General features: G+C 41.9%; 10 protein-coding genes. 7 read left to right on the top strand and 3 right to left on the bottom strand.

Annotated elements, in window-relative coordinates:
- The first annotated feature begins 133 nt into the window (after positions 1-133).
- The 3 genes from CEW93_RS08910 (at position 134) to CEW93_RS08900 (ending at position 4,719) form a co-directional block, all read left to right on the top strand.
- Positions 134-643 (top strand): Tfp pilus assembly protein FimT/FimU, encoded by a 510-nt coding sequence (locus tag CEW93_RS08910; RefSeq protein ID WP_186727953.1) that lies wholly within the window; start codon positions 134-136, stop codon positions 641-643.
- Between the two features lie 92 nt (positions 644-735).
- Positions 736-2,880 (top strand): TonB-dependent siderophore receptor, encoded by a 2,145-nt coding sequence (locus CEW93_RS08905; protein WP_089538712.1) that lies wholly within the window; start codon positions 736-738, stop codon positions 2,878-2,880.
- Between the two features lie 165 nt (positions 2,881-3,045).
- A complete protein-coding gene (locus CEW93_RS08900; protein WP_255504054.1) occupies positions 3,046-4,719 on the top strand; it encodes an ABC transporter ATP-binding protein/permease in 1,674 nt (557 codons plus the stop codon).
- A 20-nt stretch (positions 4,720-4,739) separates the two neighbouring features.
- Here CEW93_RS08900 and CEW93_RS08895 read toward each other — a convergent pair whose 3' ends face one another.
- The 3 genes from CEW93_RS08895 to CEW93_RS08885 all read right to left on the bottom strand — a co-directional run bounded on the left by CEW93_RS08895 (position 4,740) and on the right by CEW93_RS08885 (position 8,446).
- On the bottom strand, positions 4,740-6,365 hold the full coding sequence (locus tag CEW93_RS08895) for an ATP-binding protein (RefSeq protein WP_222432737.1): 1,626 nt from the start codon (positions 6,363-6,365) through the stop codon (positions 4,740-4,742).
- A 62-nt stretch (positions 6,366-6,427) separates the two neighbouring features.
- Positions 6,428-7,150: a response regulator transcription factor gene (locus tag CEW93_RS08890; protein WP_089538710.1), complete on the bottom strand. Its 723-nt coding sequence runs from the start codon at positions 7,148-7,150 to the stop codon at positions 6,428-6,430.
- Between the two features lie 168 nt (positions 7,151-7,318).
- Positions 7,319-8,446: an HlyD family efflux transporter periplasmic adaptor subunit gene (locus tag CEW93_RS08885; protein WP_089538709.1), complete on the bottom strand. Its 1,128-nt coding sequence runs from the start codon at positions 8,444-8,446 to the stop codon at positions 7,319-7,321.
- Between the two features lie 257 nt (positions 8,447-8,703).
- Here CEW93_RS08885 and pilG point away from each other — a divergent pair, with 257 nt between their 5' ends.
- From pilG to CEW93_RS11040, 4 genes are all read left to right on the top strand, one after another.
- The gene (gene pilG, locus CEW93_RS08880; protein ID WP_186727952.1) at positions 8,704-9,078 is read left to right on the top strand and encodes a twitching motility response regulator PilG; all 375 of its coding nucleotides are present in this window, start codon (positions 8,704-8,706) and stop codon (positions 9,076-9,078) included.
- A gap of 36 nt (positions 9,079-9,114) precedes the next feature.
- Positions 9,115-9,477, top strand: a complete 363-nt coding sequence (locus CEW93_RS08875) for a response regulator (RefSeq protein ID WP_089538707.1) — start codon at positions 9,115-9,117, stop codon at positions 9,475-9,477.
- A gap of 3 nt (positions 9,478-9,480) precedes the next feature.
- Entirely contained in the window at positions 9,481-10,011 is a 531-nt protein-coding gene (locus CEW93_RS08870) for a chemotaxis protein CheW (protein ID WP_089538706.1), read from the top strand.
- Positions 10,012-10,110: 99 nt separating this feature from the next.
- On the top strand, positions 10,111-12,171 hold the full coding sequence (locus tag CEW93_RS11040; protein WP_089538705.1) for a methyl-accepting chemotaxis protein: 2,061 nt from the start codon (positions 10,111-10,113) through the stop codon (positions 12,169-12,171).
- Positions 12,172-12,206 lie beyond the last annotated feature (35 nt).

Genomic DNA, 12,206 nt, shown 5'->3' with positions numbered 1-12,206 from the left:
TTGCCCATGTGAGAGTAGGTCATCGTCAGCATCCTTATTTACCCCCGCCAAGAGATTGGTGGGGGTTTTGGTTGGGGGGAATTGGTATGGAAATTGCATAAAAATAAAATGATATGATTTGATGGAGTGTGGTGTGTTTAAGCAGAGGGGTGTGTCGTTGCTAGAGATGATGATTGTGCTGGTGGTGTTAGTAGTGTTGATTAGTCTGGCATATCCTAGTTTTAGACAGATGCTTCATGGTATGGAAGCAAAGCGGATAAGAAATACTTTGATGGTGGTATTAAAAGAAGCGAGACTTGTTAGTGCCACTCATAGACAAAATCTTATTGTGTGTTTGGCAGACGAAGACAATCAATGTCATAACAGAGCCAAGGATAAGGTGATTTTATTTGTAGATGATGATAATAATCAACGCTTAGATGGCGATGAGTTATTAAAGGAATATGCGTTAAATACCAAGTATGGCAACATAGAAATGAATGTGTCAGCAAGACGGCATTATATGAAATACTTTGGAGATTCTGGTGTGCCAAGGGGGCACTTTGGACACATTAAGTATTGTTCGGTAGAAAGGTCGCAGTTTGATTATAAGATTACGATTACGGCGATAGGGTATGTTTGGGATGGGAAAGGATGCAATTAATTTTCATTTACAAATTGCTTTTTATGGGTTTTTGAGTATAATATGTAATATTAAGTGAACATTTATTTCTATTTGCTATTCTTAGGTCGCCCATGCACAAATATCCTTTATCAGCTTTAACCATTGGTATTATGATGCCTTTATTTGCTAATGCACAAATGGCAAATGAGCAACATGTGACTTTAGAGGCATTGAGTGCTACGGTTTCCAAGGAAGCGGGCAAATATGTCGCTATTACGCCAAACAGTCTAAAAGATGACACGCCTTTATACCATACCGCCCAATCTATCAGCGTTTTAACACCACAGCAAGTAGAACAAAAACAAGCCAGCACGGTTGCCGAGCTTCTTGAAAATGTAGCGGGTGTGTCATCTGGCGTACAGGGACGTCGTGGCTGGGATGATTTTATCATTCGTGGACAAGTGTCGTCTAATCAGTTTTATGTAGATGGCATGAGAGTGCAAATGTCATCAAACAATTTGCGTGCGTGGGATGTAGCAGGAGCGGACAGCATTGAAGTGGTCAAAGGTACGACCACTGCAACTTATGGCATGACGTTGCCAAGTGGCATTGTAAATATTACATCAAAACGCCCAGATGATGAAACTTTTGCTAAGACTAAAATTACGCTAGGAAGTTTTAATAATAAAGAGTTGTCTTATGACCTAAATTATGCCCCAAATTATGATAAAAAAGGTGCGTTTCGCTTAAATGGGCGTTTTTCTGACCGTGATGATGCGACTGATTTTGTCTATTTCAAGGACAATTATATTGCGCCAAGTTATACAGTAAATCTGGGCGATAAAACAGATTTGACACTACTAGGTAGTTACCAATGGCGTAAATATATTCGTCAGCAAGGTTTGCCACATAATAATACCATCAATCTTGCAACTGGTGAAAAACAGGTGCGTAATGCTCATCAAAGGTATTCAGCCAAGACGTTTTTTGGCTTGCCTAAAAATGGCTATCAACAAAAAACTTTGCGAATTGGTTATGATTTGACACATCGTATTAATGACGGACTTACCTTTAAATCCATCTTTGCAGTCAATAAAACCAACACAGATGGCAAACCTGTTCTGTCAGGAAATTCTACAAACTTTTGGAATAATGGCACCATCGTTCGCCAAATCAACAATCAAGTTAAAAAAGACACCATGTACACCATGGATAATCGCTTTGAGACTTATGCAAGTATGGGCGAATTTGAGCATGATGTGGTGGTGGGGATGGATTTGCTTCGTGAAAAAAGCGACTATTATCGCCGAAATGATGTTGTAACACCTGCTTTTAATGTCCATGCTCCAAGTTATGATGTGGCATCTATCAGGCTTGGCAAGCCCACTCAGGAAATCACTACCACGCAGTATGCAGGACTGTATGCCAAAGATACGATACGTTATAAGAATTTTATTTTTGGATTAACCGCACGTCATGATTGGGCTTCTACCGAGCTTTACAATGCCTTAACCAATACAGTCAATGCAAAAAATGCCGATAATGCGTTTACAGGCAATGTGTCTGCCATGTATGATTATCAAGGTAAGTTTGCTCCTTATGTCAGTTTTGGCACATCATTTTTGCAAAATACAGATGCAGGGACAGGCGGTGTGTTGCTTGACCCTGAAAAAGGACAAAATGCGGAGATTGGCATAAAATTCCAAGGCTTTGATAAACATTTACAAGGTTATTTGTCATACTATGACATTACTCGCAAAAATGTTGCCGAGACAGTTTATGATAATCATGGTGTTAGCCTAAACTATGCTGGTTTAATAGGTAAGCAACGCACCCAAGGTGTGGAGTTTGAATCTGCTCTTGTGATGAATAATCAATGGAACATTTCAGGTTCATACAGCTATATTCCTACTGCTAAGATAGAAGAAAGCACAACCGCCACAAGTGTGGGTAAGCGTATTAGCCAAATCCCCAAACACTCTGCATCTGTTTCTAGTCAGTATTATTTTAGTCCAGACCGCTTGGGGTGGTATGTCGGTGGTGGTGTTCGTTATCAAGGTGAGCGTACAGCATGGCGTAATACCAGCAGTATAGATTTGCCTGCTTATACTGTGCTTGATGCCAAAGCAGGTTATGAAGCCAAAAACTGGGGCGTGGGACTTGCGGTTAAAAACCTAACTGATAAAGATTACCTAATTGGCACAACACCAAACAGTCAGCTTGTCTCTTATGGTGAGCCACGCAATATTCGGGCAACTTTAACATTTAAGTATTAATGGTTTTGCCATAAAACCCTTTTTCCAAATCTTGCGAAAAAGGGTTTTTGTTTTTAGCTAACATTTGGGGTGATTGTGGATTGGCAGTTAGAACTGATACAGGCAGTTTTTTGGTTACTTAAAGCATTTTTTTGGGTGGTTTTATCACTTGTTGTGTGTGTATGCTTGTTAAGATTGACAAATGTCGGGCAAAAATTTTGGAAAATTACCCAGCCTTGTTTGTCGCCTGCCATCGCCATAAAAGCAATCGTGATGGTTGGGCTGTTGATTTTGTTTGTATTGTTGGAAGTTAAAATCAGCGTACTTAACACCCAATTTTACAACAAATTATACAGCTCATTGCAAGATATGGACGCACAGGCATTTTGGTTTTTTGCTTTATTGAATGCGATGCTGATGGCGTTTAAAGTTGCTCAGGAAGTTGTGGATAGGTTTGTGGGCGAAGCTTTTGAAGTTAAATGGTGGGAGCGTCTTAATGGGGTGCTACTTGACCGCTATTTTCTGCATAAAAATTATTATCGTTTTGAGTATTCTTGTGCATTTAATGCCCAAAGCCCTGATAACATTGACCAACGTATTGAGCAAGATGCAAGAGAATTTATCACGACCACTGTGGAGATGGGGCGTGGGGTCATTCATGCGGTGATGTCCACAGTAGAATTTACGATTATTTTGTGGGGTTTGTCTGGTATTTTAAGTGTGTTTGGCTTGCACATTCCAAAAGGTGTGGTGTTTTTTATTTATGTTTTTATCATCACAGCCACGGCTTTATCGGTGTGGATTGGTAAGCCCTTGATTAAATTAAATTTTGATAAAGAGCGATTGCATGGCGATTATCGTTATTCGCTGATACGGGTGGCAGAAAATGCTGAAAGCATTGCTTTTTATGATGGTGAACATCAAGAAAAACGTCATTTGTCTGATAAGTTTAAAATGATTATTGATAATCGTTGGCGGATTATCAGGCGATTGTTGGGGCTTGATGGCTTTAATACGGGAGTTACACAAACCGCCCAACTGCTGCCATTGATGTTGCAAGCCCCACGCTTTTTTGCAGGAGAGATTAAACTTGGTGATATGCACCAAACTGTGCAATCATTTAATCGCTTGATGAGAGCGTTGTCGTTTTTTCGGTTGTTTTATGAAACTTTTACATTGTATCAAGCACGTCTAAACCGTTTGCATGGTTTTTTGACAAGGTTGGATGCACTTGATAAAACGCCATTGCAACAAATGACAGATGATGGTAATCAAGTAAAGCTTCATAAATTTATGGTCATAAAACCTGATGATATTCCCATGACATCACCCATTAGCCTGATTTTAAATCAAGGCGACCGCTTGTTGATTCAAGGCACGTCAGGCACAGGAAAAACCATGTTGCTCAAAGCAATGGCAGGTATTTGTCCTTTTAATACAACAGGGTCATTGACCATGCCAAAGGGGGTGCATTTGTTTATTCCACAGCGAGTTTATACGCCACAAGGCACGCTAAGGCAGGCGATTTGCTACCCTGATTTGGTGGTTGATGATGACGCATTAAAAGATGTGATGAAACTGTGTAAATTGGAAAAATGGACAGATTATATTCATGATGTGGCAGATTGGCAACATCGTCTGTCATTGGGCGAGCTTCAACGCATTGCTTTTGTTCGTGTGATGTTAATTCAGCCAGATGTTGTGTACCTTGATGAAGCCACATCTGCACTGGATGAGCCAACTGAGCGATATTTTTATGATTTATTGGTACAAAAATTGCACAATTCTATCATCATCAGTGTGGGGCATCGTAGCACTTTACATGCTTATCACAATAAACAGCTTATTTTAAGTGTGTGAATTGCTTTTATTAAGCTTAATTATGGTTTTTGATTGATTTTATCATCATGCTTATTTGAAGAGCTGGCGGTTTTTTCTGTTTTGGGTTTTTCTAGCAGTTTGTTTTTTGGTTTGATGGGTAAAATAACCAAAAATCTGGTTTTGCCTTGCCAAGTGTCAGTTAAAATTTGACCCTGATGAGCTTCAACGATTTGAGAAACCAAAGACAGCCCCAGTCCTGAGCCTTTTTTCTCTTGTTTTAGGCGAACAAAGGGGCTAAAAATATCATCTCGTTTATCAACAGGAATGCCCGCCCCTTGGTCAATGACTGCCAGCACGGCATAGCTTGGCTCGGTGGCGGCTTTGTTTTTGTCTTTGCCTGTTAAGCGTTTTAAAAAGCTGTTATTGGGCTTATCCGCCGTTTGGTTGTCGTCAGCTATGTCATTGGTGCTGTCTATGTCCAAAAGCGTTTGGGGAATGATGCGTGCTTCATTGTGATTGATGCTGTGATACAGATAGACTTCTATCGGCGGTGTGCCGTGAATCATGGCATTATTTAATAAATTTCGCACCAAATGGGTTAATAGCTTGGGCTGGGCGGTGATACAAACTGGCAAAGCAAACAATGTCGCATCGGAGTAATGCTGACATTCACCATGCACCAACTCATACAAATCCACTTGCTCGGCATTTTGTAGGGCGTGTCCTGCGTCTAGTCGGCTGACAAGCAAAATACTCTCCACAAGGTCGTTTAAACCAGTTAAATCACGATTGATGGCGGCAGCTCTTTTGTCAAATTTGGCTTTATCTGCGTCATCTAGCTTGCCAGCAAGCATATCCATCATCTCTATTTGTAGGCGAATGCGAGTGATGGGCGTGCGAAATTCGTGGCTGGCGTGAGCAAGCAGTAAATTATTGGCATTGATGAGCTGTTCTATTTTTTGGGCAGATTGGTTAAAACCATAAGCAAGCATGGCAATCTCATCATCCCCATGTTCACTGACTCTCACGCTAAAATCACCATCACCAAGTTTTGCCATCTGACGGCTCATTTGGTTTATCCGCCAAGTGATAGAATGAGCGATTCGCCACAGTACTGCTGACATGATGGTTAAGAGTAAAATCGTTCCTGTAAAAAGGTTGAACACGGCAAGCAGGGGCGACTCTTTTGGTGGATTGCGGTTTTCATACCAAAGTGTGTATCCTGTTACGCTTTTGATGGTAACATGGGGTGGGTTATCACCCATCAGTTTAGAAAAGGTGTTAAAGGACCAAGAGTCTTCTGGTCGGACTTCGGCAGGCAAGTTGGAATCTTCGGTTTGGATAATCAAGTGGTGGTGTTGGTTGTATAGACCGATTTTGGCATTGAGACTGTCGTCCATGATGTCAAAGCTTTTTTTAATAATGGCAAGCACAAAGCGTGATTGAACTCGCCTGTTTTCTTGATTGAGCTTATCCACTTCCATGAGTAAAGGGTCAATTTGACTTAAAATTTGCCCTGCGATGACCTTAGAACGCATACTGTCAGAGTTATTGTGGGTAAGCTGAGCAAGCAAAACCATCGCCACCGCAAAGACGATGAGTGCTAAAAATACACTGATAAACAGTCTGGCAAAAACCGAATGTAGCCCAAAATCTGTTTGGGTGTCTTTTTCTTGGGTGGTCATGGATTATCCAAAATTTAAGAATAAAAAAACCACCAGAATGGGCAAACTGATGGTTTTTGGGGTTACACTTGGTCAGTGGCGAACTGATAGCCCACGCCACGCACAGTAATAATGCGTTTGGGCTGACGGGGATTGTCTTCAATCAGTGCTCTAAGGCGAGAGATATGAACATCAATCGCACGGTCAATGTTTTCAGAGCTGTCATCATTGGGCATGGCTTGCCACAGTTGTTCACGATTTAGCACTTTGCCTGCGTGGGTGGCAAAATAGTGTAATAGCTGAAATTGGTGGGTGGTCAGGCGGACAATTTTGTCATCAATGGTAACTTCATGACTGTCAGGAAATACCGTCAAACGTCCAAAGGTCAGGCTACCTGAGTTAATATCGGCTTGGTTGGGGGTTTCATGACGGCGTAGTACGGCACGAATACGAGCCAGCAACTCTCTGGGCTCAAAAGGCTTAGAAATATAGTCATCGGCTCCCATTTCTAGCCCAAGCACACGGTCGGTGGTGTCGCCTTTGGCGGTGAGCATGACGATTGGCACTTTATTGATTTGGTTGTTTTTTGAGCCACGCACTCGCTGACAAACCTGCATGCCATCCATGTCAGGCAGCATTAGGTCAAGCACAACAAGGTTGATGTCTCGCTCCTTGGCATCCAAAATATCAAGCCCTTCTTGGGCGGTGGGGGCGTGGTGAACTTCATAATAGTTCATGGACAGGTAGTCGCTGATAAGTTCTGCCAAATCTGGGTCGTCTTCTATTAGTAGGATTTGTTTGCTCATGGTAATGCCTTGTTAAAAATTATATGTTAAAGATAAATAAAACTGCTATATCTTGCCAAGAATTAACCTGCTTGACAAGTGCTAATTTGTTATGAAACATAAAAAACCCCAAGATTTCTCGCCATTGTTCGCCAATTTATGCAAAAAATGTAAAAAATGTTGCACAAATCAAAATGACCAGTCTAGCCTAACTTGCTTGCCAGAACTTTCTTTGGGTAAGCGTGCCAGACAAATCAGCTTTTCAGGCGGAACACCTGCCACCAAATATTGACCGCTATTTGGGCGGTATTCTATGACTTCGGTGGCGGTCAGTCTGATGGTTTCATCTTGACCGATGAGCCACAAATTGGCATGAATGGGCGTGGCAGGTTTGTGTGGTGGTTCGTTTAGGGCGGATAAATCCATATGGTTAAGCTCATCATCAAAAATGGCAAAACCAGGCGCCAATGCTCCTACACTCATCTGTCCATAATTGATATGACCGCTCACCCAATTGCCAATTTTCAAATCTAATTGTTTGGTTTCATCAGGGCTGATATGAACATGAACTTCTAAGTTATCAGGGTCTTTTGGGGTGTGCTGAATTTTGGCGATTTGACCGACAAAACTTTGACCAGCATTGGTGCTAAAATTGACCGCTTTGCCCACGCCAAGATATTCTTTGTATTTTTTTGGCAATAAACTGATAAATTTTAAGTGCTTATCATCGCTGATGACCATCAAGGCGGTGCCTTTTGGGTGGATTGTTGTTGTGTCATGAATAAAAATTTCTTCAATTTTGCCAGAAATGGGAGCGTTTATTGCAGTAATTTTGGTGAGAGGTTGTATGGTGGGGCTGTCATCGCTTGGTTCATCATCAAACAAAGGCAGCTCATCGTTAAACACTTTGGACTTGTCTGCTGGTTCATGCACCAGCTCAAATATCTGCTCATTAATATGAGCAATGGCAGTATGTTGGGTAACTTTATCACCAAGACGTACTGATAAGCTGTACAAACTGGCATTATTTGGCAGATAAACTTTACTGGTCGTTATGGGAGCGATAATACCTTCTAGGCGAAAACTGGGCTGATACAGCTCGGTATGCACATCACTTAGGTGAGCTTTGGTCAGGACGACAGTTTGAGCATTGATGGCGATTTTTGCATCATCTTGGGCGGTTGGCATGGTAATTTTTCGTTCATGAAAAATGCTGTTAGGCTCGGTATGTTGTGTGGTTAAATCTTGACGGCAGGCACACAGACTGACAATTGACGATAGTATCAAACCCCATACTGACAAAAAATGTCTTGGCATGATGTGTCCAAATACAAAAATGTTGATGGTATTTATACTAGCATATTTTGATGTATGATAGATTATTTATATGTTGTTTTGTATAAAATTATATTTTTAATCGGTGTTTTTATTAAAAAGTGTTAGTAAATTTTATCAATATGTGATAAAAATAGTAGGTTGGGTGTTTAGTCTAAATTTTTGCGATGTTACAGATAAATACCACGCATTTAAGTTGATATTATGGGTCAATGGCCCTTGCCATAAAGGAAACCGTTATGAATAATTTTGCTGGTCTTAAAGTCATGATTATTGATGATTCAAAAACCATCAGACGTACCGCCGAGGCCTTACTCCAAAAAGAAGGCTGTGAAGTGATTACGGCGGTTGATGGTTTTGATGCTTTATCAAAAATCGTGGAGACCAATCCAGACATCATCTTTGTGGACATCATGATGCCTAGACTTGATGGTTATCAGACGTGTTCGGTGATTAAAAATAATCCAGAGTATTCGTCAAAGCCTGTAATTATGTTATCATCTAAAGACGGATTATTTGATAAGGCTCGTGGACGCATTGTTGGCTCAAATGAGTACTTGACTAAGCCATTTAGTAAAGAAGATTTATTTGCCACCATCAGCCGTTATCGCTAATCTGTTTTTTAAGTGTTTAAAAGATAGGAGAATTTTATGGCGAAAATACTGGTTGTAGATGATTCACCTGCTGAAATGGTGCGGTTTCGTGAGATTTTAGGTAAGCACGGTTTTGAGTTGATAGAAGCCTTTAATGGCGAAGAAGGTTATGATAAAGCGTGTGAACAACAACCTGATTTGATTTTGATGGACATTGTCATGCCTGAGATGAATGGTTTTCAGGCGACACGCAAAATCACCCGAGACGAAAAAACAGCCCACATTCCCGTGGTCATCGTCAGCACCAAAGACCAAGAAACTGACCGAGTTTGGGGTAAACGCCAAGGGGCAAAAGAATATCTTGTTAAACCCATCACCGAAGAACAACTCATCGGTGTGATTCGCTCAGTGTTGGGGTAACTTGTGGCTTCTTTGGGATTTATTGAGCTGTTGCGATTGGCTGACCTTGCAAAAGCGAGGTCGTCTGGGCGGCATGATGACCAATATCATCAATGGCGGGGCGTTAGTTTTGAAGTAGCAGGACAAAGATTTGTTGCACCAATGGGGGAAATCGCTGAAATTTTAGCAATGCCTGAATTTGTCCCCATTCCTTTGACAAAGACTTGGTTGCTTGGTGTGGCAAATGTGCGTGGTCGTCTATTACCCATTGCGGATTTGGCGGGATTTTTGGGGCTAAGAAGTCATGAATCTCTTAAAAAACGCAAGGTCATGGTGATTGATGAAGATGGGGTGTTTTCAGGAATCTTGGTGGATCAAGTGTTGGGTATTATGCAGTTTACCCAAAGTGAGTATCAAGCCCGCTCTTTGCCAGAGTCATCACCATTTGCCCCTTACAATCATGGCGTGTTTGTAAAAGATAATGAAGAGTGGTTTGTCATCATGCCATCGTTATTATTTGCCAATACAGACTATCAAAATGCTGCCCTAGTTTAGGGCTTCTGTGGCATACGCCTAAATCATCACTCAAATACGAAGACAGACATCATTTTTTGGTGTGTGTGAACTTGTTTTGTTTTTTATAGGAAATCAACCATGAGCGACAGTAAGACGTCAATGATACCAACAACACCTACAACACCCAAAGATACAAAATGGTGGGTGGCGTTGATTGTTTTTGGGCTAATTTCTTTGGTCAGTTTTGTGTGGCTTGTGTATTCCTTATTAAAAATCACCGATTATCTTAGCGATGTCAATCACCTAGAAGTCAGTGCGGTCAATATCGTCAAAGCGGTCAATGACGCAACATTTTCACGTGATTTTGAGACCAGTAAAAACGCTTATACCAAATTATCCACTGACATACAAGCTTACGAAAGTTCACTAGAACGCTTGCAAAATGACGTGCTGATAAGTGGCGGGGCGTTCAAAGAGCTTGGTGAGATGTGGCAAGCCAAAAAACAAAGTGCTGACTATGTGGTGGCACACCAAAACAACATCAATCAGCTTCAAGACTTTCAAAAGCAGGTCAAAGATGCTGTGGTGCAAATGCAAGAGCAATATATCCAAGTGATAGACCAAGCGATGGCAGTTCGTATGCCATCTGCAACTTTGCGTGAAATTCAAGCACAGACCATTCGCCTAGAACGCATTAACGAAGAGATGACGGCATTAACCACCAGCACTGAGGCAGATGTAGATGGTTTTAAAAAGTACACCAATGAATTTGCCAGCGTACTAAACACTCAAATCGCGACGTTCGGACAAGCATCTCCTGCACTGCAAGCGATTAAAAAAACCTATGAACAAATGATAGCTCCTGTATCAGCAGAGCTAGATAGTCTAAGTATGCCTGCCATTCAATCTCGCCAAAATGCCCAAGCCCTAAGCGACCTTGCGACCATCACTCAGGCCAAACTTGCTAATGTAGATAGAGGAATTATTAATCAAAAGAGTGTTTTGTTGCCTGCAACGTTATTTTTGGTCAGTTTGCTGTTTGCCATTTATGCTCTGACTAGACTCTTTAAAAATCGTAGCCGTGCCGAACGCTTAGCCACAGAGCGTGAGCTGTTACGTCAAAATCAAGAGCTAGAAACCGAAGCGGAAATGTCTCGGCGTGAATCTGACCGCATTCGTAAGATGGAGCGTGAAAAAGAAAACTCTCAGGCAGCAATTTTGCGACTGTTGGACGAATTGGCGGACTTAGCTGAGGGGGATTTGACCACACGTGCTACTGTTACCGAAGATTTTACAGGGGCGATTGCTGATTCGGTAAACTTAGCGATTGACCAATTGCGTGAGTTGGTACTTGCCATCAACATGACTGCTGATAAAGTCGCCCAATCATCACAGCAAACCCAGATGACGGCTGTGGAGCTGTCTGAGGCTTCTGAACATCAAGCCCAAGAGATTGCTGGTGTGTCAGCAGCGATTAACCAAATGGCGGTTTCTATTGACCAAGTCTCCACCAACGCCACTGAGTCAGCATCAGTTGCTCAGCGTTCGGTTGCCATTGCTCATAATGGGGTAGAGGTGGTTCATCGCTCCATTGAGGGCATGAACATCATCAGAGACCAAATACAAGAGACTTCTAAACGCATCAAACGTTTGGGCGAATCATCTCAGGAGATTGGCAACATCATTGGTTTGATTAATGACATCGCCGAACAAACCAACATTTTGGCGTTAAATGCTGCCATTCAAGCATCTATGGCAGGCGAGGCAGGGCGTGGTTTTGCGGTGGTTGCTGATGAGGTTCAGCGTTTGGCAGAGCGTTCAGCAGCGGCAACTCGTCAGATTGAGGTTTTAGTTAAGACCATTCAAGCAGACACCAATGAGGCGGTATCATCAATGGAATCCACCACCGCTGAGGTTGTCAAAGGAGCAAAACTTGCCAAAGATGCAGGCGAGGCACTAGATGAGGTACAAACAGTTTCGCACACTTTGGCGGATTTGATTCAAAATATCTCAAATGCTGCTCGTCAGCAAGCAACATCAGCCAGTCATATCTCCAATACGATGAATGTGATTCAAGACATTACGTCTCAAACAACCGCAGGAACATTGGCAACTGCTCGTTCGGTGGGGCGTTTAAATGAAATGTCTGCCCAGCTACAAAAATCAGTATCGGGCTTTAAACTGTCTGATGACAACTGATGGCACATGATAAGGTCCACCACAGTCTAGGCTGT

The sequence above is a fragment of the Moraxella sp. VT-16-12 genome, from assembly GCF_002224245.2.
In the GTDB taxonomy this organism is placed as follows: Bacteria; Pseudomonadota; Gammaproteobacteria; order Pseudomonadales; family Moraxellaceae; genus Moraxella.
This window is presented reverse-complemented; position numbering and strand designations above follow the sequence as displayed.

Excerpts from the sequence above, each read along its gene's own strand:
- CEW93_RS08905 (WP_089538712.1), top strand. The coding sequence starts at position 736 with ATGCACAAATATCCTTTATCAGCTTTAACCATTGGTATTATGATGCCT.
- CEW93_RS08895 (WP_222432737.1), bottom strand. The coding sequence starts at position 6,365 with ATGACCACCCAAGAAAAAGACACCCAAACAGATTTTGGGCTACATTCG.
- CEW93_RS08890 (WP_089538710.1), bottom strand. The coding sequence starts at position 7,150 with ATGAGCAAACAAATCCTACTAATAGAAGACGACCCAGATTTGGCAGAA.
- CEW93_RS08885 (WP_089538709.1), bottom strand. The coding sequence starts at position 8,446 with ATGCCAAGACATTTTTTGTCAGTATGGGGTTTGATACTATCGTCAATT.
- pilG (WP_186727952.1), top strand. The coding sequence starts at position 8,704 with ATGAATAATTTTGCTGGTCTTAAAGTCATGATTATTGATGATTCAAAA.
- CEW93_RS08875 (WP_089538707.1), top strand. The coding sequence starts at position 9,115 with ATGGCGAAAATACTGGTTGTAGATGATTCACCTGCTGAAATGGTGCGG.
- CEW93_RS11040 (WP_089538705.1), top strand. The coding sequence starts at position 10,111 with ATGAGCGACAGTAAGACGTCAATGATACCAACAACACCTACAACACCC.